General features: G+C 36.6%; 18 protein-coding genes and 3 pseudogenes. 12 read left to right on the top strand and 9 right to left on the bottom strand.

Features of this window, described 5'->3' with window-relative positions:
- Positions 1-29: 29 nt before the first annotated feature.
- Entirely contained in the window at positions 30-539 is a 510-nt protein-coding gene (locus C9J41_RS11460) for a hypothetical protein (RefSeq protein ID WP_107207916.1), read from the bottom strand.
- A 533-nt stretch (positions 540-1,072) separates the two neighbouring features.
- On the opposite strand from C9J41_RS11460, the gene C9J41_RS11455 reads away from it, so the two are divergent.
- Both C9J41_RS11455 and C9J41_RS11450 read left to right on the top strand, forming a co-directional pair.
- On the top strand, positions 1,073-1,981 hold the full coding sequence (locus tag C9J41_RS11455; RefSeq protein WP_107294596.1) for an SPOR domain-containing protein: 909 nt from the start codon (positions 1,073-1,075) through the stop codon (positions 1,979-1,981).
- A 308-nt stretch (positions 1,982-2,289) separates the two neighbouring features.
- Positions 2,290-3,285 carry a D-alanine--D-alanine ligase gene (locus tag C9J41_RS11450; protein WP_107292632.1) on the top strand — a complete coding sequence of 332 codons (996 nt, stop codon included), beginning with the start codon at positions 2,290-2,292 and terminating at the stop codon, positions 3,283-3,285.
- Between the two features lie 87 nt (positions 3,286-3,372).
- Here C9J41_RS11450 and C9J41_RS11445 read toward each other — a convergent pair whose 3' ends face one another.
- Positions 3,373-4,341, bottom strand: coding sequence for a tyrosine-type recombinase/integrase (locus C9J41_RS11445; RefSeq protein WP_107294595.1), 969 nt, complete (start codon positions 4,339-4,341; stop codon positions 3,373-3,375).
- Between the two features lie 214 nt (positions 4,342-4,555).
- Between C9J41_RS11445 and C9J41_RS11440 the strand changes: the two genes are divergently transcribed.
- Entirely contained in the window at positions 4,556-4,915 is a 360-nt protein-coding gene (locus tag C9J41_RS11440) for a DUF3319 domain-containing protein (RefSeq protein ID WP_107207923.1), read from the top strand.
- A 68-nt stretch (positions 4,916-4,983) separates the two neighbouring features.
- Here C9J41_RS11440 and C9J41_RS11435 read toward each other — a convergent pair whose 3' ends face one another.
- Both C9J41_RS11435 and C9J41_RS11430 read right to left on the bottom strand, forming a co-directional pair.
- On the bottom strand, positions 4,984-5,496 hold the full coding sequence (locus C9J41_RS11435; protein ID WP_107207925.1) for a RimK/LysX family protein: 513 nt from the start codon (positions 5,494-5,496) through the stop codon (positions 4,984-4,986).
- Between the two features lie 85 nt (positions 5,497-5,581).
- Positions 5,582-6,208: an HAD family phosphatase gene (locus C9J41_RS11430; RefSeq protein WP_107247425.1), complete on the bottom strand. Its 627-nt coding sequence runs from the start codon at positions 6,206-6,208 to the stop codon at positions 5,582-5,584.
- Positions 6,209-6,329: 121 nt separating this feature from the next.
- Between C9J41_RS11430 and yciH the strand changes: the two genes are divergently transcribed.
- On the top strand, positions 6,330-6,653 hold the full coding sequence (gene yciH / locus C9J41_RS11425) for a stress response translation initiation inhibitor YciH (protein WP_107207928.1): 324 nt from the start codon (positions 6,330-6,332) through the stop codon (positions 6,651-6,653).
- A gap of 123 nt (positions 6,654-6,776) precedes the next feature.
- On the opposite strand, the gene C9J41_RS11420 is transcribed toward yciH, so the two are convergent.
- Positions 6,777-8,090, bottom strand: coding sequence for a hypothetical protein (locus tag C9J41_RS11420; RefSeq protein WP_107294594.1), 1,314 nt, complete (start codon positions 8,088-8,090; stop codon positions 6,777-6,779).
- 232 nt (positions 8,091-8,322) lie between these two features.
- Here C9J41_RS11420 and dtpA point away from each other — a divergent pair, with 232 nt between their 5' ends.
- Positions 8,323-9,774, top strand: a complete 1,452-nt coding sequence (gene dtpA / locus C9J41_RS11415) for a dipeptide/tripeptide permease DtpA (protein WP_107207931.1) — start codon at positions 8,323-8,325, stop codon at positions 9,772-9,774.
- 4 nt (positions 9,775-9,778) lie between these two features.
- Here dtpA and C9J41_RS11410 read toward each other — a convergent pair whose 3' ends face one another.
- From C9J41_RS11410 to C9J41_RS11400, 4 genes and pseudogenes are all read right to left on the bottom strand, one after another.
- Positions 9,779-10,720 (bottom strand): patatin family protein, encoded by a 942-nt coding sequence (locus C9J41_RS11410; RefSeq protein WP_107260931.1) that lies wholly within the window; start codon positions 10,718-10,720, stop codon positions 9,779-9,781.
- A 62-nt stretch (positions 10,721-10,782) separates the two neighbouring features.
- Positions 10,783-11,072 (bottom strand): annotated as a pseudogene (locus tag C9J41_RS11405) (class I SAM-dependent methyltransferase); the annotation flags it as partial.
- Positions 11,061-11,360: pseudogene (locus tag C9J41_RS22160) on the bottom strand (class I fructose-bisphosphate aldolase); the annotation flags it as partial. The pseudogenes C9J41_RS11405 and C9J41_RS22160, both read right to left, overlap by 12 nt.
- Positions 11,361-11,507: 147 nt before the next feature.
- A pseudogene (locus tag C9J41_RS11400) lies at positions 11,508-12,035 on the bottom strand (FAD-binding domain-containing protein); the annotation flags it as partial.
- A 311-nt stretch (positions 12,036-12,346) separates the two neighbouring features.
- Between C9J41_RS11400 and C9J41_RS11395 the strand changes: the two are divergent.
- The 7 genes from C9J41_RS11395 (at position 12,347) to wecB (C9J41_RS11365) (ending at position 22,849) form a co-directional block, all read left to right on the top strand.
- Positions 12,347-12,652 carry a DUF6482 family protein gene (locus tag C9J41_RS11395; protein WP_107294612.1) on the top strand — a complete coding sequence of 102 codons (306 nt, stop codon included), beginning with the start codon at positions 12,347-12,349 and terminating at the stop codon, positions 12,650-12,652.
- Between the two features lie 397 nt (positions 12,653-13,049).
- Entirely contained in the window at positions 13,050-13,871 is an 822-nt protein-coding gene (locus C9J41_RS11390) for a C40 family peptidase (RefSeq protein ID WP_107292634.1), read from the top strand.
- A gap of 369 nt (positions 13,872-14,240) precedes the next feature.
- Positions 14,241-15,308, top strand: coding sequence for a non-hydrolyzing UDP-N-acetylglucosamine 2-epimerase (gene wecB, locus C9J41_RS11385; RefSeq protein ID WP_107294593.1), 1,068 nt, complete (start codon positions 14,241-14,243; stop codon positions 15,306-15,308).
- A gap of 2 nt (positions 15,309-15,310) precedes the next feature.
- Entirely contained in the window at positions 15,311-17,506 is a 2,196-nt protein-coding gene (locus C9J41_RS11380) for a glycosyl transferase family protein (protein ID WP_107294592.1), read from the top strand.
- Complete coding sequence (locus C9J41_RS11375; protein WP_107294591.1) at positions 17,506-20,526, top strand: hypothetical protein; 3,021 nt, start codon at positions 17,506-17,508, stop codon at positions 20,524-20,526. Before C9J41_RS11380 ends, C9J41_RS11375 begins: the two co-directional genes overlap by 1 nt.
- Positions 20,448-21,371, top strand: coding sequence for a DUF4434 domain-containing protein (locus C9J41_RS11370; RefSeq protein ID WP_107294590.1), 924 nt, complete (start codon positions 20,448-20,450; stop codon positions 21,369-21,371). Before C9J41_RS11375 ends, C9J41_RS11370 begins: the two co-directional genes overlap by 79 nt.
- A 416-nt stretch (positions 21,372-21,787) precedes the next feature.
- The gene (wecB, locus tag C9J41_RS11365) at positions 21,788-22,849 is read left to right on the top strand and encodes a non-hydrolyzing UDP-N-acetylglucosamine 2-epimerase (RefSeq protein ID WP_107294589.1); all 1,062 of its coding nucleotides are present in this window, start codon (positions 21,788-21,790) and stop codon (positions 22,847-22,849) included.

The following is a 22,849-nucleotide window of genomic DNA, read 5'->3' as shown; positions in this document are numbered from 1 at the left end:
TCTTGTTATCATCAATAAAATGTCATTGCTTAAACTTGATAACGTGTTTTATCACCAATATCAAAATGTAAAGGCATACGCCACTTACTAAATGCAGCTACGCCTAATAAGATTGCGCCAAGCATTGCACACGCAATAACGCCGGCGGGAACATTAAAGATAAAACAGAACCAAAAGCCAGCTAATACAATAGGGGTAAGCAGCAATGCTTTAATTTGAAAACAAAAGTATTCTTTGACGGAGAGTGCGCTAAACACAAATAAAGCAGCACCTAATGCTAACGGTTGCCATAAACCAGCAATTAGCCAAATAGCAGCAAATAAACCAGCGCCTTGAATTAACCAGCGGAAGCGTTTGTCATAAATGTGGACGGTTGTTGAAGCTAATAAAGCGACAATAATTAAGAATGGCGTTGCCGGTATCGTTTCGTAGCCAATAATAGCCATGATAAGTGCAGCAATCGTTAGTGCAGAACGGTAAAGCACAACAGTGAGCTTATCTAATACATCAAGTTCACATTTAATATGGGGATCAGCCATATCTACTCCAAAATAAAACACAATACAAAATAATAACGTCAGTTTACTGAATGAAGATGCTGACTTAAATAACTATTTAGTCAATATAGCTTTTCATTGACCTGCTTTAAAAAAATACCTTTCATGAGAAAAAATATCGATGCTTAAAATGAATATATACGTTTTGACTCAGGTATATCTGACGGTATGAGTGCTACTGAAACCGATGTTGAATTACGCTTAAATCTGAAGAACTTATTTGATATTGAGTACTTTGGCGGTGGTGGAAAAACAAATACAAATGTAGCTGGTGATCGAGAGTAAAGGCTAGGCATCAATGCAACATTATAATCAACTGAACCGTATTAATTCTTTTTATCGCTAACATTTCGCTCTGTATAATGCAGGGGGCTTTTTTCCTTTTTAGCGTGACCTTTAAAACAATTACTTAATAAAGAATCTATTAATAGAAGGTTACTGTTGATTGGTGAATAAAGGCACGGCAGAATATCATTAATGTAGTTGCTACACTTTCGTTAGGTCTGAATCCAATCATGAAAAAAATATTTACTATCAGTATGCTAGCTGCACTTACTGGCTGTATGTCTACACCGCAAACTCAAGCACCGGTTGAAACAATTAATCAATCTAATGCAGAACAAACAATAAAACCTATCGATACCGTAGCGGAAGTCGATCCAAGTGTTGTGTCTGAACCTTTATATTTATCCAGTGAATCTGTCGCCATTAGTGAAAAACAACTCCCAACAGAAACAACACCTGCTGTTGTACCAACAACAACTGAAACCCCAAATACGCAGACGACAGCAATAGAGCCTGAGCAAAATATAGCACAAGCTGATAATGCTAAGGTTCAAACACCTAATGATATGGTAGATATCGTGGGTGAAGACCATCAAGTATCAGCCCAACGTGTTGCTGAAAATACTCAGAACAAAAATGTAGTCGAGGCAACACCACAAGCAGCAGCGAATGTAGCGACAGCAGCAACAACGGCTGAACAAGCGGCAGAAATGGCGGTTGAAAGCACACCAGAACCTGAAGCTGTGAATGAACAAGCGACAGAAGCCACGCCAAATACACAGCCTATTGATGAAACACAAAACGCGGTTGATAAAGAGACGACGACAGAAGAAACTGCAGTAGGGGAGAAAACCACAGCCGTTAAAGGGTTCAGCATTCAACTGTTAGCCATGCGTGAAACAAATGAATTTAAACCTTATTTAAGTCAGTTACCCACCGATCAACCTGCATGGCTAAATGATAAGATGATCAATGGTAGTAGTGTCTATACCTTGCTATATGGCCATTACAAGGATTATGAAACTGCAAAGGCAGCACTGGCAGCTATGCCTCAAAAAGTGGTTCAATCTGGCGCATTTGTTCGTAACCTCGCAGATATTGAAGCAACACAATATCCAACATTACAACGTATTCGTTAAGCATTTCACATAACAGATTATATTGATGAAAAGTCATTTATTACGGTAAATGACTTTTTTATTGTCGTAAGTCCAGTAGATACATGTAAGCACGGTGTTAGAAGCGTTGATTTACTAAGCAAGTAACGAGTCAAATTTAAAATAAATCACGATTCACGATAGCAGAGGGTGCACAGTATCGATTTTTTTGATTACTATGTTATTCACACAGACTTTGACGATTTTGCATTGGTTCTATTTGTATCAAAGTTATTAATTATTTTCACGTTAGCGACATCTAAAGCTAGCGGCGTTTACAAGGGATGATGATGAGCTCTATCCATGTTTTATTATTATGCGGCGGCGGTAGTGCTGAGCATGAAGTTTCTCTCGTATCAGCAAACTTTATTGAAGAGCAACTAAAAACGATCAGCGGTGTTACTTATACTCGAGTAGAGATGACTAAAAATGACGGCTGGTTAGACGCTGAAAATCGTTCTTGTGAGTTAAATTTAGACAAAACATTGATTGTTGGCGATCAAGAAATAGTGATCGATTATGTCATTCCTTGTGTTCATGGTTTCCCAGGTGAAACGGGCGATCTGCAATCTTTACTGACAATCGCTGGTCTACCTTTCTTAGGGTGTGGAGCAGAAGCAAGCACAAATTGCTTTAATAAGATCACAACTAAACTGTGGTTTGATGCACTAAACATCCCTAACACGCCTTATATTTTCCTAAGTGAAAACAACCAAGAAGCACATCAAGAAGCGCTTGAAGCATTTAAAAAGTGGGGCAAGGTCTTTGTTAAAGCGGCTTGTCAGGGATCTTCAGTTGGTTGTTACTGCGTAACGACTGAACAAGAACTAACAGATGCTGTTAACAATGCGTTTGGTTACTCTGATCAAGTACTTATTGAAAAAGCGATTCGTCCACGTGAACTGGAAATTGCTGCTTACCAATACGGTGACGAGCTAGTGATCACCAAGCCGGGTGAAGTATCTTGCCCAACTGATAAATTCTACAGCTACGAAGAAAAATACAGCGCTGATAGTGTATCAACCACCATGGTTGAAGCAGAGAACTTAACGCAAGAGCAGATTGAAGCGATCCGCACTTATGCTCGTAAAGCGTTTGTACAAATGAAGCTAAAAGATCTTTCTCGTATTGATTTCTTCCTAAGTGAAGACAACGAAATCCTACTGAATGAAATCAATACCTTCCCAGGAATGACGCCAATTTCTATGTTCCCGAAAATGCTAGAGCATCACGGACATAAATTTGCTGAGTTCATCGAACAAGCAATTAAGAGCGCAGCGAAGTAATCATCGCCACGTTTAGCTAAATATAAAATAAAGCCCGTATACATGTTTATGAACAAGTTTACGGGCTTTTTGCTGGTGGATGTGAAGTTATTTATCGCTGTTTTTCTTAGCGAATTTTTTTAATTCATTATCACGTTTACCACGTTGGCCAATATATTGTGCGGGCATAGCAGGGCTTCGCCAACGTCCCTGATGCTGAATTTGACTAATAGATAGACCAGAATCGGCTAAATCTTGGCTTGCACCAACACGGGGTGATTGTCCTGAGAAAATGACATCAGCAGGTAAATCCAACTCTTGGCTTGCACGACGGAAAACACGGTAAATTGATGAGTGATCCAGTGGTTTATCGCCAATGTTACTGTGTCTATCAATACGTCTAAATACAAAGCTGTCCATAATCATGCCGAGTGTTAACCAGCGTTGAACCGCTTTAGAGGCTAAATCGCTAAGGGCAATAATCCGATCGTTCACAGTGATATTGATTAAGCCCGAATCTTCTATTTCAATATGATTTATTGTCAGTGCTGCGACTTCTGAACGTTTTAACATTGCCTCAAAGGTAATAGCCCAAATGGCCATATCGCGGACATCTTTGGGTTTTGTTGATAGGGCAAAGATATCAAGTAATGCCTGTAAATGATTATCTCTAAAGCCTTGTGCATGGGTGTAATCATCATGTTTATTTAACCGCTGCTTATGCATTGCGAGCTTAATTTCTTGGCTTTGACATGGATTAGCTAGGGCATGACATTTATGAATAAGTCCTATAGTGACAATGTAACGTTTTAGGCTGGCTAATTTACGTGACTCTGCCATTTTTTCGATAAAACGATGCACTGTTTCAGCTGTTGCAGGTAATGCTGATACCTTATTGTTTTCACAGAATATTAAAAAGTGGTTCCAGTCATTTTTAAACGCCACCAAGGTATTTTTAGCGTAACTATAGTGGGTAAGTGATTGCCAAATAGCAATGTTATCTGCCACTTGTTTAAACTGAGTAATACTTTTGGCACGTTTTACATCACAATCAATAATTGGAATTTTTTTCGCCATTACTTAACACCTAACGCACTATAACTTTATATCTAGAGTAAATTATAACACTATATATTGAACAAAGTATGCAAACTTTAAACATAAACCGCTTTAGTAGCATTAAAATACTAGTCATCAATAAAACATCATGCTTAAATTACAGAGCATTTATTAACAAATGGTAACCTTGTTATCATGATGTTGGACTTAAAGTAAGACAAGGATCAACAGTATGAAAAAACGGATTTTTCACCGTGGATATACTATTGAAAATACAACGGGCGTTACCAATGAATGGAAATCAGCAATTAAAGGTAACCCTATCAGCGGCACACTGACTGAAATTAAAAAAAGTGTTGATTGGTGGTTGGACATGAGTACATTCATTCATCCTCAGAAGTTCTCATCTCAATCCTCAAAGCCCGTTTCCCAAGGTTCATCTGAGAACTATCGTGGTTTTATCATACGTAATGATACGGGTAAGCCTAACGAATGGTATTTGCTTTTAAGAGGGCAGTTATTAAAGGGTAATGCGACATCCATTAAGCAATACCTTGATAAAGTCATTGAGAAACAATCTAAAGCGCAATAAACGACAAAGCCTGCTAATTCAGCAGGCTTTGTTTTAATCGTTATGACTTACTCTTTGTTTTTTATTATCTAATCGTCAGCATCTTCTTTTGTAACATCAACAAGGTAATCACCTTCTAGCCAGTTACGTCCAATTAAGAGTTTGTATTCTAATTTACTACGATCACGTAAGTTAACAGGAATTGCTTTGTTCTGACCGTTCCAAATCAGATCCATGACAACGGCATAACGACGCTCGACACCTTGCGCATTACGAATTTTACTTACTTTAATAATTTTAGCGGTGTGCGTGACTTCTTGACCAAGCTCATTCTCAGTTGTGAAAGTAATCTTGCGTCCTAAATTATTATGCATACCTTGCTTACTGTCGTCGTTCTCAGTTTTTCCGTCGATTTTGATATTGTAAGCATTGATAGATGTTGTGTTAGCTCCTGTATCTATACGGGCTTTATAATTAATACCAAGATCTTTTACTTTGATCGTTTCAACGGGGCCCACAATGGATTTTCCATCACATTGTGGTGTAGCAAAAGTTGTTCCTGAGGCAAGCAAAAGCACCGCAGAGATAAAAATGTTTTTCACACATACTCCTGAAACAAATAATATATCTATTTACTGATAATAGACTGGATACACCATTATTGGTTCAAGTGATTGTTAAAATTCATTAAAAAGCTTGGATTTCAGGGCTAAACATTGCAAGTACTTCTTCTATTTCTCTTATACAGTCTTGCGTTGGTGTAAAATGCACCGTATTAAACCCGAGTGATTTAGCTGTTTCGATATTAGGATAATGATCATCAATAAAGAGACATTCATGGGGATTAAGATGATAACGTTGACACAAAAGATGAAAGATTTCAGGCTCTGGCTTCATAGTTAGCTCTTTTCCTGAAACAACACCACCGTCAAAAAATGAAATAAAATGATGCTTTTCGTACAAGGTTTCAAAAAAAGCACTACACATATTGGTTAGGTAGTAGGTAGGGTAGTTTTTATCTAGAATTCTAAAAAATAATGCCTCAGTTTCTGGTATTTTTTCCAAACTTAATTGGATATGGTTAATGAAATCTTCCATCCGTTGGCATGAAATTCCTGTCCTTGCTGAAAATTTAGGTATTTCCTCTGCTAGTAGCATGGTCCCACGATCAAGCGCTAACCAATCAGGGTGGGCGAGTACTTGTTTCATTAGGATATTTTGCTCATCTATAGATTGAGTAAAAGTATCTACTATTTTCTGTGGATCCCACTCAAATAACACTGCACCAAAATCAAATATAACATTCCGAATCATAAGCTGTTCCGTTTAGTGTTCTTTTCTTGATAATATTAGCTTAAAGCGAATTAGCAAGATTCATATGTGAACTTGAAAGCTTATTCACAATAACCACGTAAACAATGAGACTAATTGCACAATGAATGATAACAGTCGTTTAGTTTTCTCAACCGAAACTGGTCGAATTAAAGAAGAAACTGTAGCACCCGTTCGCCCAAAAGGTGATGGTATTGTCCGTATTCAGCGTGAAACTAAAGGTCGTAAAGGCAAGGGAGTTTCTATTGTCACGGGCTTAGATGTTGAGGACACCCAACTAAAGTTAATTGCTGCCGAATTGAAGAAAGTATGTGGCTGTGGTGGTTCAGTAAAAGATGGAAAAATTGAAATTCAAGGCGATAAGCGTGATGTAATTAAAGCGCACCTTGAGAAAAAAGGTCACACAGTAAAATTAGCTGGCGGTTAAGTCAGCAATATAGAAAAGAGGCCATTAAGCGGCCTCTTTTGCTTTGAAATGAGTTATATTTTTAACGCTCTGAATTTTAATTGAAAAGGCTACAAAGCAGCCTGTTGTAGTGAGTACATCATGTCACTCTGGGCAGCCTGCATCAATCATTGCTTGAATATGTGTACCGTAGAACGAATCGTCTCCGACCCAACCCGCAGGATCGGGAGAAATAGCTGTGCCAGGCATGGTTTGATTAGCTGCACTTCTTAGCACTGTGTTGCAATAATCAAAGGAGATACCACCTATCTCATGGCAACTCGCACATGCACCATCGCCAAGTTCAGCAAAGGCAGGGGGATTTGTCCAGCCTTGTGCAGAGATCGGCTGATAGCGAACATTAGGATCAATGTCGTAATCATCAGAAATATCAATTGGCGTGTCGGGGTGAATTAAGAAAACATTCTTACCTCTATGGCAGTTAGTACAGTTTTCAGCGAGGTTATCACCATTTTGAATATCCGAAATTTTAAACGTTAAACCTTCACCACCTGTAATTCTTCCGCCTGTTTCTTTACTGATATTATCCCAAAAACACGCTTTACCTGTGGTTTTACTTTGGCAAATGATGCCAAGAAATTGTATATATTCACTGCCTGAAGCCCCTAAACTCCAGCGAGGTAGTGCCATACAGGTTCCTGCAACACTAGGATCTTCATAGGCATAAACTTCAGTTCTTCGGCTAGCAAGAAAATCAGTGGTTGCTGTACCTTGGTGTACCCATAAATCAGAGCCCCAATCGGGTGGAATAGGGACATTATTTTCACGGCAAGTCGCAGCATAATCGTCAGTCGTTTCTGGTGGGATCAATATAATATGCGTTAACCAAGAGCGTTGATTTAGAAACTCAAATAGCCAACTGTAATCACCTAAGCGTGAAATAGGGAACAGATGATGTGTCTGTTTACGGAACAAGCGAAAAGAAGAAAGGTATTTATCTTGTGTCTCTTTATCTGCACTGCTTAACATCGCATCAATCATGCTGTTGGAAAATAAGACCTTATCGACCTCATTTTTTTCGTCGAGGTCTTCAAATGCCTTATAGGCTTCGTTAAATGTATTTTGCTGTTCCTCTGTCAAAATAGGTAACACATCATCAACTAATGCGTCTTGCATAGATAAAACCTGATCTTTATCTAGCGTTAACTCATTACCTACCGCGTCATACAACTTATCGTAATAACCGCTTGAGATATCACTGATCAAAAATTTAGGCTCAGGATCATCAGTAGGTTCAGTTTCGTTCTCTGGTGTGCTGGGAAGTTGTTCATCAAGGGGAGGGAGCTCAGCCGTTGGTGTATCAACTTCAGTTGTATTTGTTGTGTCATCAGAGCTTCCTCCTCCACATCCTGTGAAGGCTAAAGAAGCTAATAACACAAAAAGTATCGTGTACTTCATCAATCATTCCTGTACTTATTGTGCTTAGAATCAATTACAGAAAGGATAGTGAGCAATAAATAATCACAAATCGCATAATTAAGAATTGAGGTATAGAAGCAAGAATGTTCTATAGTGAAGGTGTCATATATAAATAAAATTTAAAATAATGCCGCAACATAAAAAGCGCTTACTAAGTAAAATACTATGTTGGAACGGTTACTGAAAATGCATAAAAATAAAGAGAATAGACATGTCAGAACTTAATGTTTTTAAACAACCCAAGCCGTTTTATCTCATTTTTTCCATCGAGTTTTGGGAACGTTTTGGTTTTTATGGCATGCAAGCCATCCTTACCGTTTACTTGGTCGATGTGCTTGCCATGTCAGAAGCCGAGTCATTTACCTTATTTGGCGCATTTTCAGCATTGGTGTTTGGCTCTATTGCTATTGGTGGCTGGGTTGGTGATAAAATTATAGGTACAAAACGCACCATCGTATTGGGTGCAATTGTGCTTATGTTAGGGTATGCACTACTGGGTATTTCAGCGTCAGGCGAATTTAATAGCAAGGAACTGATTTATATTGCGATGGGGTTTATTACTATTGGTAATGGCCTATTTAAAGCGAATCCATCCAGCTTATTAGCTAAAGTTTATGAAAAAAATGATCCACGATTAGATGGTGCTTTCACCATGTATTATATGGCGATTAACCTCGGCTCATTTATCTCTACATTACTTACCCCATGGATATCTGAGCATCTAGGTTATGGAATCGCATTTGGTGTAAGCTCAATTGGTTTATTGATCACCATCGCTAATTTTCTTGTTAGCCGTCGATTAGTAAAGAACATTGGTTCTCAACCAGACAAAGAGCCAGTTAATTACGGTAAGTATTTTATCGTTGTTATAGGAACTATTCTATTAGCGTTTGTGAGTGCATTTTTGTTGCAACATATCTTTTATGCTCACCTGATCCTTGCCGTTGTGGGTGTCACCATTGTTACCTTATATTTCAAAGAAGCATTACAAACGACAGGATTAGAGCGCGCAAAGATGATGGTTGCGTTTGTACTTATGCTACAAGGAATCGTCTTCTTTGTTCTGTATTTTCAAATGCCAACGTCGTTAAATTTTTTCGCTATACACAACATTCACCATAAGATCTTTGGTATCGAAGTACAGCCAGAGCAATTTCAAGCACTCAGTCCATTTTGGATCATGATCTGTAGCCCTATACTCGCCATGGTATATAACAAAACGCGCGAAAACTTTTCCATGCCCTATAAGTTTGCTTTAGGTATGGTGTTATGTAGCTGTGCATTTCTTATATTAACCTTAGGCAGCCATTATGCAGATGCTAACGGTATAATGAGCTCAAATTGGTTAATACTTAGCTACTTATTGCAATCTCTTGGTGAGCTATTAGTTTCAGGATTAGGGCTTGCGATGATAGCCCAATTAGTGCCACAACGGATGATGGGATTTGCCATGGGGATGTGGTTTTTAACATCAGCAACTGCAGCGGTTATTGCAGGGTGGGTGGCAACATTAACAGCCGCACCTAAAGGGGTAACCGATCCACATACAACGCTAGAAATTTATGGTGTAGTGTTTAAAGAAATCGGCGTTATCACGGGTATTATTGCCATAATCACATTGATGATGGCACCTAAACTCACTCGTGTTATACAAGGTAAATAACCCGTTACGCGATTTTACAACATGTACACTGGCAATAAGACATCATCGTCTTAAGGAAATATATTCCCAAATGTTTACCATGTTCATAATCGTGATTTAATGAAGTTATATCACTACCAATAAGTTTAGATTTCAAAGACTTATGCGGGAAGATTTCATAAATATTAACATCATCAGGAGGGTTGGCAATAAAGTGTTCACTCTCGCTATAGCTTTTCTCGTGTAATAACAGCATATCAATTAATGTTGCTGCTTTAGTTTTTGATAAGCCTGCTTTTACTTTATGTAACCATTCATGATTCGCGCTAAGGCCAATAGGGTTAGTGCGAATAACAACAATGTTTTTAAAACCACGGTTATAGGCTTCTTTAGCTGGAATTGGAGCATTAAGGCCACCATCAACCCAATAATGATTATCAGAATAAATAGGTTGACGGTTTAATACAGGAATAGCACAAGAGGCTTTTAAGCGTTGATCCCATGAGTCAGAATTTAAATCAAAAAATCCTGCTTGATGGTGATCAATACCTGAAGCACTAGCAAGTACCGTTTTATTTTGCATATTACGGCGACCCGTTTCCCAGTCTAACTTTAATGTGGTTTGGGTTTGTTCTAATAACCAATCCAAATCCATACCACCTCGATTTGAAAACAGTTTGGAATAGCTAAAAAACTTCTTCTTGGTGGTGATTTCTGTGATCACACGATAAGCATGTTTTTTTTGTTCACAGATATATGAGGCAAGATTTAATGAACCAGCAGAAGTACCAATTAATAACGAAAATGGATTAAACTCATGCTCAAGAAACGCATCTAAAACACCTGCAGTAAAAATACCTCGTTGGCCTCCGCCTTCAGTAACAAGTGCGATATCTGAAATATTTTTTTTGGTAGCACAAAGAGCTTCAAAATTATTACGACAATATGAGATATGTTTTCCAGTCATGGTTAAATCCATTTTAGTTAAATAATACCGATAATTTTAAGCTAAAAATTATCGGTAATTGTTTACGCAGCACGAACATGTAATGGTAATTCACAACCTTTTTTGTTAGTGAAAATTGTAATAGGTTTAAATCACGACTTCTAAATGCACCAGCACAACTTAATAAATAATAACGCCACATACGATAGAAACGGTCGTTATATTGATCAGATATTTTATGCCAGTTACGTTCAAAATTTTCACACCATGCCATTAATGTCTGATCATAATCAGGACCAAAGTTATGAATATCTTCAATATTCATTTTTCCTTCAAGCGCACTGCTTAATTGTGTAATAGATGGAACAACACCTTTTTCTTCCCATAAATATTGTGACGTTGGTTCGCCTTCAATTTCACGGTCTAACGTATTTTCAAATAAAATTGCACCGATAATACGATCACTAGTGAAGACTGGGCTTGTAATAATACGAGAGCGCATGGCATGAACAAGATCATACATTTGTTCGTCATTATTGTAATCTGATTCATTAATACCATAAGCTTTTAATGCTTTAGGTGTGCTGCCGCCACTTTGGTCAAGTGCTGCAATGAAACCATCTTGAGTACGCATTTTTTCTAGTTGTTTTGAAAATGTCATCACAATTCCCCCTGGGGCTACTTGTGATTCAGTGCCACATGCTTCAGCGTTTCTACAGATTTATTATCTTTCTAACTTGTTACAAACTATAACGAATAATTTTATTGCTGAATTTATAACTTTTGACAATTAAAAGCTAAAAAACAGTCACTGCGTGTTTTTAGTTCTTACATGTCGGTTAAGTATCGCATTTACCTCTGATTTAACATCATCACGGGCTCGCCATCCCCAAAAACGTTCTCTCGCTTTTATGGAACTGCGAGCCAGATCAATAATGGGGGAAAGATAACGGCTGTTGTTATCTAGTTGGTACATCACAACTTCTAATTCTTTAAGCGTCCAAGGTTCAAATAACAAAGGAACGGGGATATTTGCTAATTCAGGTATCCATTTATGGATAAACTCACCATCAGGATCATGTTCTTTAGCTTGCTTAGTCGGATTATAAAGACGAATAGTGTTAATACTTGTAACTCCAGCTTGCACTTGGAATTGGCTGTAATGAATAGCGGGGTAGAAATATAAAAACAATTGGGCAAAGTGAGTGACATCGTCATGCCATTCAATATTTAAGTGGTGGGTAAGAAAGTTAACAAGCATTGAACGCATTCTGAAATTGATATAGCCGGTGTGATACAAACATCGCCTGCAAGCACCTATAAGAGGGATCCCAGATTACCGTGAAAGATAAAGACTTGGCTATTTACACAGCAAACTGATGGTTCATATCTTCCAATGATTGGCCGATAAATCGCAATAAGCCACACACATTTACTTTTTTCATCAATCTAGAGTACTTGTATGATTAAAACAATGTATACCCAAGCGACTTTAATATGCCTGATTCAGAGCTAAGGTCGTCTCGCTGAACACTGCATCTTGAGGTTGCTTGGGTATATAACATTACGAAGTAAATAATCTTTTTTCTTACTTGGTACGTAACAGTCATTACACTTAATGTTTGAAACAAAGAGAAGAGACACATGATGACGATGCCACTAAGTAAACTCGAAAAATTCTTTTACATTGATAAATTGGTTGTTCATTCGTTAGATTTATCATTGTATCAAGCATCAGCGGTTATAGATGAACAAGAGCATTACATTACTAATGAAAAAGGTGACTACATCAAAGCGATTTCTATATTAGAGATACAAAAAATATGCAGGAAATTAAAAGTAAAAGATTGGGTGCTAAGACAACAAAGTGCTTATGATGAAATGATAGGTATGCCAAATGGAAAACAAGATAATACGTTAGAAGTTCCATTAAGCAATAATAAACTGTATTAATCATGAAAAATTGTTATTACTGAGCATAATAAATAAGGTGCTTTTATTGTTATTTTTAATCATTGTCTATAAATGACAATAAAACGATAATTTATATATTTACATGTAAGCATTCCCATTCACACTGTGAATGATGATGTGATAGGAAGTTACATTTTTCTGTAAATAAAATCGAATTATTGCTAAATAATCAATGTAGACTATTCATAGTGATGACTAATAGCTTATTTTTCAAAAATAAAAAGTTAGTAATATCTAATATCTGTTTTTATAACTGTCTATTCTCTATAGAATCAAAGTCATAATACTAACTATCGAAAAAAGCAATATCTTGCTTATTAAGTTGCAATAATAAGCGATTATATTAGTAGACGATAAAAACATAGCAGCATCACTCATGTCTTCATATCGCCTTAAAAACGTATTAAAAGCTAAATTAAGAAAGACGTTATTATTGTCCTTAATAGCTTTACCGATAACAGCATTCGCACATACGCATTCTGAACATCATGTTGAACTTGATAAAAAACATCATTCAAATATTCATCATCATGTAGTTACTCACCATTACAGTCATAATATTGAACATAAACATAGCAAAACACCAAAACATAGTGAGAAGCATGAAACGCATCATGCACATTCAACACACCACAGCACAAATCATCATGTAGTGCATAAATCGCATTACTCACACCATGATAGTCACTCAAGGTACCATGATAGTCACTCAAGGCATCATGTTAGTGCTAGGAGGCATAGAATTCCTGTCGATTACTACACCTTGAAAGGGCATTACGTACATCACAGATCATTTTGGTCTGATGTCAGGAATTTGAGGCTGTCTCAAAAATGGCGTTCTAAGATCTGGCATGCTTATTCACATTGGGCGCATACGCCATACCTTTATGGTGGTAACTCACATCATGGTATTGATTGCTCAGCATTTGTTCGTCGAGTGTTTAATGAGGTCTATCATGTACATTTACCAAGAACTACATTACAGCAAGTAAAATTAGGTTATAAAGTTAGAAAAGAAAACCTTCACTATGGTGATTTAGTCTTCTTTAAAACCAGTGGCTGGCATCACCATGTTGGAATCTACTTAGATCACGGACGTTTTGTGAATGCAACAAGTTCACGCGGTGTGGCTATATCCAATATTAATCATCCCTATTGGCGTAAACGTCTATGGCAAATACGTCGATTAGTTGATTAGACGATTAATGAAATAAAGTAAACTAAGTGCTGCTGATATAGTGGCACTTTTTTTATATGTATATGAATAAAAAATTGAAATAAAGATTTGAAATTATTCATTTAGAAACTATAAATATACTAATAATTTATAAAGTCTATCTCGTATTACTTTAGATGTCTGATTTTAAATCAACTCATCTATTAACTGGTACCTATTAGCTCAGTTATATGACATTAACATTAAATATTTATTAAATTTAATTAAGTTCAAGTTGTACGAGTTGTACGGTTTATACAATTTAAAAAATAAATGTAAACATTTCAATTAGTAAACACTATTTTTTCATGGATGGAATATTACACTTTATATTATTAATAGGTGAGGATAATGGAGAAAAAAACATTAATTATTACAGGGACAAGACCTGAAATAATAAAAATGGCTCCGGTGTATACTGAATTTAAGAATCAAGATAAAACTATTGAATGGTGTCACACAGGTCAACATGATTCTCTTGCAGAGCAAACATTTGAAGTCTTTGATATTAAACCTGATTATATATTTCAACGTCCTACAGGCACTACATTAGTTGATCTTTTATCTGGCTTAATGACAAATATTCAATCGTTGCTGCAAAAAAATAGCTACGATTGCGTTTTGGTTCATGGTGATACAAGCTCAACCCTTGCAGGGGCTTTAGCTGCGTATTACGCAAAAGTACCTTGTATTGGACACGTTGAAGCAGGGCTTCGATCTGGCAACTTACAACATCCATTTCCGGAAGAATCTAATAGAACATTAGTCGCTCGCATTGCGAATTTACATTTTTCCCCTACTGACATTGCACAAAAAGCATTATTAGCAGAAGGGATTAATATAGATACAACAGTTGTAACGGGCAATACCATAATTGATACACAAAAGTTATTAATAAATAAAGGGTTAGTGAACCATACGGTGAATAATACAGTTTTAGTTACGACTCATCGACGTGAAAATTGGCAATCCATTTGCACAATCAGCCAAGCAATTAAATATCTCTCCTCAATTAAGCCCGAATTAGATTTTGTCGTTGTCGTACATCCCAACCCAACAGTGAAGCAAGCCGTGTTAGATAACTTAAGTGGTATTGAAAATATTACCATTGTTGAGCCGTTAGATTACCTAGCGCTTCAACAACTATTAGCTTCTTCTGTTTTAATAATGACCGATTCTGGTGGTATTCAAGAAGAGGCACCGACTTATGGCACGCCTGTTGTGATTTTACGAGAAACGACAGAGCGACCAGAAGCAATACATTTAGGTTTATCAAAACTTGCAGGAGCAAAAGATTATAAATCTATTGTAGATGCGGCCTTAACATTATTATCTATTGGTAAATCAGACGCTTGCTTTAATCCATATGGTAAAGGAAATGCATCCAAAATCATTCTCCAACGAGTGCAAGAGTTCTAATTATGGATATGTTCGATATTTTCATTTATTACCTATATGGATTACGTCTCGTTTTATTTGTGACTATGGTGATCTTATGTATTTGCGGTATCGATGATCTATTTGTTGATATTTATTACTGGGTGCGTCACTTATGGCGTAAAGGAACCGTTTATAAAAAATACACACGCAAAAACGTGGATGATCTTTATCAAAAAGACGAACAACCACTGGCTATCATGGTACCAGCCTGGCAGGAATTTGGTGTTATTGACAAAATGGCTGAGCTTACCGCGTCAAGTTTGGATTATGAAAATTACCAAATATTTGTAGGCACTTATCCGAACGATCCTGAAACCCAAGCTGATGTTGATCGAGTTTGCATGCGTTTTCCTAACGTGCATAAAGTTGTGTGTGCAAGGCCAGGACCGACTAGCAAGGCTGATTGCTTAAATAATATTATCTCATCAATTATTGAATTTGAGAAAAAGGCAAAGATTAAATTTTCGGGGTTTATTTTGCATGACGCTGAAGACATTGTATCGCCAATGGAATTACGTCTTTACAACTACTTATTGCCTGAAAAAGACCTCATTCAGTTACCTGTATATCCGTATACCCGCAAATGGTATCAAATGACGCCAGGGCATTATGCGGACGAATTTGCAGAATTACATGGCAAAGATGTTGTTGTCCGTGAATCTATTGCAGGGCAAGTACCTAGTGCTGGTGTGGGTACCTGTTTTAGTCGCAGAGCAATTTTAAAACTATTGGTTACCGGTGATGGTTTAGCGTTCGATGTTCAATCATTAACTGAGGATTATGAGATAGGCTTACGCTTAAAACAGTGGGGTATGAGCGAGATATTTGTACGTTTTCCTATTATTGATAAAGAACAACCAACACTAAAAGAATCGTCATTAGGCGTATCCCTGCACGATGGTAGTGTGGTTTGTGTGCGTGAACATTTTCCGACAACCTTTAGCGCTGCAGTACGTCAAAAAAGCCGTTGGATAGTGGGTATCGTGTTTCAGGGCTTTAATAAACAAAAATGGACCAATGACTGGAAGTTAAATTATTTTTTGTGGCGCGATAGAAGAGGCTTTATTAATAATACGATAGGCTTTTTGTCTATGGTTATTTTCCTTCAATTAGTGGCGCTCAGTATTTATTCTTACTTTGTGAAAGATGGTTATCATTTTTTGTCAATTATTGCTGATAATAAAGTGAATCAAGTACTATTAGTGATTAACACTTTCCTACTAATCAACCGCTTATTACAACGATTTTATTTTGTTAGCCGATATTATGGTTACTTTGAAGGTTTCCTATCATTGCTACGTTTATGTTGGGGAACGGTGATTAACTTTGCAGCTAATGTACGTGCGATTCGTCAAGTAATTCAACAAGGTGATGTTCATCGTGTTGCTTGGGATAAAACGACCCATGATTTTCCAACGCTTGCTAATGATTCACGAAAGCAACCACTTGGTGAGATATTAAAACGTAACATGAAAATTTCAGAAGAGATGCTAACAAGTGTCCTTCTTGATATGCCTAAAAATCGCTTGATAGGCTCGTATTTAGTTGAGCAAGGCATAGTCAGCAATGATGATTTAAGTCAGGCGATTGCAGAACAATTTGAAGAAGAATTTGAACACTGTGATCCCTTTGAATTAGATCCTTCACTCATACATCTATTACCTAAAAAACTGGCCTTAAAATACTCGGTACTACCTTTGCGGAAAGATGGTAATACTTTGATTTTAGGAAAAGAAATGCCATTAAGCCCTGTCGCAAAAGCAACAATTTCGAGACGTTTAAAGTGCCCAGTTAAATCAGTGATCACCACCAATGGTGCAGTGACACTAGGGCTAAGATACTGGTATTTAGAACAAAAAGGGATCAATCCTTATCACATAATTAAGACCATGGTCGGTCACCATAAATACTCAAAAGCCAAATATAAGCCTTTGATTGATAAATACTATGCAACACAAAGTCAGTTGGGGCAGTGTTTGTTAATGAGTAGGGCAATTGAACCTGCTGTATTACATCAAGCAATTCTTGCTTATGAAAACGAGCATGAAAAAAGCTTCGGAAAATTTTTGATTAATCATCGCTATGTCACCAAAGAAGTAATTGATAAAGCACTTGAATTACAAGTCGACCAACAAATGAATGTTGATAACCTTATTAATGAGTGTAAACAGTACTAATGAATTATATCGAAAAAGCCTTAATCGCAAGCGTTTGTACATTATTAAGTATCAGAGTTGATGCGGATGACAATATTTACACTAATTTGTCTGATCTTGAACATTTTCGTACATACCCGTATGTTGATAAAGCGTTTAAAAAGCAAAATAATCAACAATACAATGCGGCATTAGAAGAGCTTAATAATGCATTAGCAATTGTTCCAGCCCATATTCCTTTTTTAAAATTTGGTTATCAGCTAGCAGTCAAAGCCGATCAACCTATCAACATTCAACTCAAGTATCTAACTAAAATTCCGAAGGGTAAAAGGGGGGATGACATTCTTAATGTTTGGCTTGACGATGCCAACAACGGCAAGATCTATACGGATACCCAATTACAACGTATTGCTAGTACATTAACATCTAAACAGATGAAAAAGTTCTTTATATACAATGTTTATAAACTGTTAAAAAAATATAATGCAGAAACTGCAGTCGAATGGTCGTATAGTAAGCCTAATAAATATAAATCATTAGCGACTTTGCATTTTGAAGCGTATAACCTTTATGCAATAAAAAAATATGAAAAAGCCCAGCCGTTGCTAGAAAAACTTTATGAGTCATCACACAGCAACCAAACATATTTAAAGTATTTAGCCTTGAATACACTCGCAAATGGCAATGAAACTCAAGCATTAAAATATGCGGAAAAGATAATATTAGACAGTAGTTATAAAGACTTTTACAACCAGTATATAGAGTACCTATTATCAACTTATCAATACCGTAAAGCCAAAATTGAGCTCAATAAATTACACGATAATAATGCGCTACCAGAATCTTTTGCCAAACAGCATAATTATCTTAATTTATTAAATCAACAAACACTTAAAGAATTTTCGGTAATGTCTGATTGTCTAAAAAAGACAGTTACCAAGATCAGTACAAATAAAGCAGAACTAGCGCGATTTCAGTTTAAACACTGTAAGCCAGAAACTGACTCAGTAATGTGGATTAAACTGGCAAGTGAATTGAATTTATATACACAAATTGAAAACACCCAATTTAATACAGCAAGTGCTAAAAAGTTGAAAAAAGAGGTGTTACTAACACATTATAAACAACAACAAAAATGGTTGAAAATCATAAACGAATTAAAAGATGAAGGCTATAAATCACCATCATTATCACGTGATTTGGCTTATGCCTATTCACAAGTAAATCAATATAATAAATCTGCTCAGATCTTTTTTATCAACTATAAAAACAACCATCAGAATAGCGATTTAAGCCATGCTATTTTTAATGCGTTACAGTCGCCAAATGGGGATGAAATTGCAGCTTCGATGGTTAACTATGGATTGAAAAAACAGAAAGGAAAATTACTAGCTGACCCAAAGTTTGTTAATAACATTCTAAATATGATGCAACGTAACGTAAGATTATTTTCACCACAGAGTATTGCAGCCGCCAACCGGAAAATAGTGACATTGTCACCTAAAGTTTGGGGGATACAGCATCAATGTCATTTGATAGAAGGCTTATCTACTAATGATGACTTTTTAAAACAAGCAATCGCATATTGTGTTGCTGATAAGGATCCGCTAAAGGCAGCTAAGCATTACCAATCCTCGCTTAAGCAACAACCCACCAAAGAACAAGCATTACTATTAGCAGAATGGTTTGCAAAAGCAAACGAATATCAAGCCAGTTCGACATATTGGCTTAAAGCGGTGCGTAACAGTACCGACCTAAAAAGACTCACGCCATATTCACGTTATCTGTTTATTCATACACTTACTAAGGTAGGTGAACCAAAACTGGCTAATCAGTCTTGGTTAGAATCAGACTTTGATAAGAAAAATGTGCAATGGTGGGAGTTAGGCATTGATATTGCTAAAAGGTTAGAAGACCAAGAAATATTGATTGCACGTATAGAGCAGGGAGTTGATCACACACAATCAGCAGTATTAACACAGTATCTAGCCGAACACATAGTGACAACTAGCGATAGTAGATTAGCTAACAAACTATTTGAAAATGATAAAACGGGCAATGCGAGTGCATTACTGGGCTATCAAACCTATAAAAAAGATCCACAGTTAGCACTACGTGCATTTGAAAGTGCATATCGTTATCCGAAGCACAAAAAAAATGTAGATATGATCTCTCAATATGCTGATCTTGAATATAAAAATGGCAATCTTAGCAATGCGCAACAGCTTTATAAGTCTGCGATTGATCAAGTACTTGAACAAAAAGAAGCTAATCCGAAATTATTAGCGTACTTACAAAGCTCACATAAGAATATTGATCTAGGATGGAAATACAATGTTTCTGGTTGGGTAGGAACAGATCAACAAAATGCGATACCTGGACTAACTAACAGCACAGGCAATTACTTTTTATACGAAGAAGCCAAATACTATTTTGAAAAACCTTGGTTACCACGTTCTGCTTTTTCTATTGCGGCGTTAAGTAATGGGGGATTTGAAAATAAGTTATCGGACAATATCACCGATATAGACTTATCATATCAAATTCAGCCCTTTGCTAAACATAACAGCTACTTAAAAGCAGGCGTACGTCAGCGAGTTATTGGAAAAGATCATAAAACACGACCTTACCTTCGTATTAGTTCCAACGTATTATCAAATGATAAATGGTCAAAAGATTGGAAGCCAGAGCCTGACCAGTGGCTATATCAAAGTCTTTATGCTGATGGTCTAATTTACGTTGATAATTTACATGATTATATTTTGTTTGCTCGCTACGAAATAGGTAACACATTTAAAATTAAAGAGAAATACCAGCAAAGGCTTACTCCATATACATTTGTACAATGGGCCGACGACAGTGAAGACATATCGACTGTTGTTGGCTTGGGAGTAAGTTGGAACTTTAAATTGTTTAACACAAAATACAATGGCTTGAACCTAGATTCAGAAGTAGGTCTTGAATGGCAACATACAGTAGAAAGTTCACAACGCAACAAATCAGACGATGCTGCATTAGTACGGTATTCCTTTTCCTTTTAATCGGTTGCCAGAACACAGCCCAGAAAAACGATCTCAGCATCTTTTACCAACCACTCAATCAAGACTACGATATTTCAATAAAGCAATGGCAGCATTTTGGAACTGAAATAAAAAAGCTAGGCGTGCAAAATGTTGTTATCCAATGGACGCAATATGGCAATGAAACTTTTGGTGAATCACATGGTTGGCTTGCTAAGCGGATGGAAGTACTTCAAGACAACAATATAAAGCTATGGGTTGGCTTATATTCAGATCCAAATTATTTTCGACAAATACATACAGATCAAATCGCACAAAAAGTATATTTAAAGCAATATTTCGATAAGTTACATGAATCCTATTTACAATGGCGAGTATGGTTAAAGGTATATGCTAATAAAGTCCAAGGGTTATATTTACCATTGGAATTAAGCGATTATGACTTCAAAACACCAGCTCAAAGAGAACAGTTGGCAGAGATCTTAGCGCAACAAGTGAAGTTATATGACCAGCCATTAATGATAAGCCTTTATCTATCGGGTGAATTACCTCAAAAACAGATAAAGCTATGGACAGAGCAACTTACGAACTTGGGTTTAATTGTCTACGTACAAAATGGTGCGGGAACTCAAGCATTATCGGCAGATGAACGGCATGCATACTTAAATGATTTAGACTGTAATGTCGGCATTATCCGCGAAATCTTCGTGCAAGACAAAGCATATAAAAGTTTCAAAGCTGATCGTATAAGTAAAGGAAAACTCGACGGCATTTTGAACGAAAAAACCTGCCATCCAGACGCTATGTTTTCTTTACGTTACTTACCCATCAATTCCAATCCATTGAAATTGGTTGGCGAAAAGTAATTTCATTGTGGGTATATTTTTTATATTTAAAATTGAAATATAAATTTGCAGTAAATTATATTTCAATTAAATAAGAGAGCGATGTGTCGCTCTTTTTTAGTTTTAAGTATATGTAATTCCTGATGTTGGAGAGAATATAAGTACCTTTTTCTTACAATCATTTTAAACGGTGTATTATTTTTTTCTTTTTATAATTGAATATATTGTTTTATTATCGTAAATTCAGTCCGAATTATAGGTTGATTGAAAGTTACGTAAAAGTCATTAATTTTATTTATTTTTACTACATATTCATTAATAAATATTAACAATCATTGGTTAATAGCTTTTTGGATATTATAGGGGAGTTTTATATTAATATTTAATATTAAAATTTCAGATGGGTTTTGAGTTATAAATAGTTTGAGTAAATATCTATGAAAACACTTATTATTACAGGGACTAGACCAGAAATAATAAAAATGGCACCAGTATATGCTGAATTTAAAAAACAAAAAAAGTGGGTTGAATGGTGCCATACAGGGCAACATGACACGCTAGCAGAGCAAACTTTTCGAGTTTTTGACATAAAACCAGATTATTTCTTTCAACGTCCAGAAGGAAATACATTAACGGATTTAGTCTCTGGTTTAATGGTAAATATTCAATCGGTATTACAAAAGAACGAATACGACTGTGTCCTCGTTCATGGTGATACAAGCTCTACATTAGCCGGTGCTATGGCTGCGTTTTATGCTCAAATACCCTGCATTGGCCATGTTGAAGCTGGTTTGCGTTCAGGTAACTTGCAACATCCTTTTCCAGAAGAATCGAATCGAACCTTAGTCGCTCGTATTGCAAATTTGCATTTTTCTCCAACAGAAATGGCAAAGAAAGCACTACTTGCAGAAGGTATAAAACCTGAATCTGTGATAGTGACAGGTAATACAGCAATTGATGCGCAAAAATTATTATTAGACAAAGGTATCATTAACCTTGAAGCGACTAATACAGTACTTGTTACTGCTCATCGTCGTGAAAATTGGCTGTCTATTCCTACCATTAGCGAAGCAATTAAGAAACTTATTAACTTAAAGCCTGAGTTGCGCTTTGTTTTGGCGGTGCATCCAAATCCAACAGTTAAGCAAGCTGTGATGGATAATTTAAATGGGGTGGAAAACCTATCAATTGTCGAGCCGCTTGACTATTTGGCCTTGCAGCAGACTCTCGCTTCATCTGTGCTGACTATGACAGACTCTGGTGGTATCCAAGAAGAAGCACCGACTTATGGAACACCAGTTGTAATTTTACGAGAAACGACAGAGCGCCCAGAAGCGCTAAATTTAGGATTATCTATATTAGCGGGAGCCGATGATAGTGATCGTATTGTCGATGCAGCGTTGACACTGTTGCTGCAAGGGAAATCTGAAGATTGTCTAAACCCATACGGTAAAGGCGATGCATCAGCCCTTATTTGTAAGCGAGTGCACGAGTTCTAA

The organism is Photobacterium sp. GB-50, from assembly GCF_003026755.1.
Classification (GTDB): domain Bacteria; phylum Pseudomonadota; class Gammaproteobacteria; order Enterobacterales; family Vibrionaceae; genus Photobacterium.
This window is presented reverse-complemented; position numbering and strand designations above follow the sequence as displayed.

What these genes read in the sequence shown, in the direction of transcription:
- C9J41_RS11460 (WP_107207916.1), bottom strand. Translation starts at nt 539, where the DNA reads ATGGCTGATCCCCATATTAAATGTGAACTTGATGTATTAGATAAGCTC.
- C9J41_RS11455 (WP_107294596.1), top strand. Translation starts at nt 1,073, where the DNA reads ATGAAAAAAATATTTACTATCAGTATGCTAGCTGCACTTACTGGCTGT.
- C9J41_RS11450 (WP_107292632.1), top strand. Translation starts at nt 2,290, where the DNA reads ATGAGCTCTATCCATGTTTTATTATTATGCGGCGGCGGTAGTGCTGAG.
- C9J41_RS11445 (WP_107294595.1), bottom strand. Translation starts at nt 4,341, where the DNA reads ATGGCGAAAAAAATTCCAATTATTGATTGTGATGTAAAACGTGCCAAA.
- C9J41_RS11440 (WP_107207923.1), top strand. Translation starts at nt 4,556, where the DNA reads ATGAAAAAACGGATTTTTCACCGTGGATATACTATTGAAAATACAACG.
- C9J41_RS11430 (WP_107247425.1), bottom strand. Translation starts at nt 6,208, where the DNA reads ATGATTCGGAATGTTATATTTGATTTTGGTGCAGTGTTATTTGAGTGG.
- yciH (WP_107207928.1), top strand. Translation starts at nt 6,330, where the DNA reads ATGAATGATAACAGTCGTTTAGTTTTCTCAACCGAAACTGGTCGAATT.
- C9J41_RS11420 (WP_107294594.1), bottom strand. Translation starts at nt 8,090, where the DNA reads ATGAAGTACACGATACTTTTTGTGTTATTAGCTTCTTTAGCCTTCACA.
- dtpA (WP_107207931.1), top strand. Translation starts at nt 8,323, where the DNA reads ATGTCAGAACTTAATGTTTTTAAACAACCCAAGCCGTTTTATCTCATT.
- C9J41_RS11410 (WP_107260931.1), bottom strand. Translation starts at nt 10,720, where the DNA reads ATGACTGGAAAACATATCTCATATTGTCGTAATAATTTTGAAGCTCTT.
- C9J41_RS11395 (WP_107294612.1), top strand. Translation starts at nt 12,347, where the DNA reads ATGACGATGCCACTAAGTAAACTCGAAAAATTCTTTTACATTGATAAA.
- C9J41_RS11390 (WP_107292634.1), top strand. Translation starts at nt 13,050, where the DNA reads ATGTCTTCATATCGCCTTAAAAACGTATTAAAAGCTAAATTAAGAAAG.
- wecB (WP_107294593.1), top strand. Translation starts at nt 14,241, where the DNA reads ATGGAGAAAAAAACATTAATTATTACAGGGACAAGACCTGAAATAATA.
- C9J41_RS11380 (WP_107294592.1), top strand. Translation starts at nt 15,311, where the DNA reads ATGGATATGTTCGATATTTTCATTTATTACCTATATGGATTACGTCTC.
- C9J41_RS11375 (WP_107294591.1), top strand. Translation starts at nt 17,506, where the DNA reads ATGAATTATATCGAAAAAGCCTTAATCGCAAGCGTTTGTACATTATTA.
- C9J41_RS11370 (WP_107294590.1), top strand. Translation starts at nt 20,448, where the DNA reads ATGGCAACATACAGTAGAAAGTTCACAACGCAACAAATCAGACGATGC.
- wecB (WP_107294589.1), top strand. Translation starts at nt 21,788, where the DNA reads ATGAAAACACTTATTATTACAGGGACTAGACCAGAAATAATAAAAATG.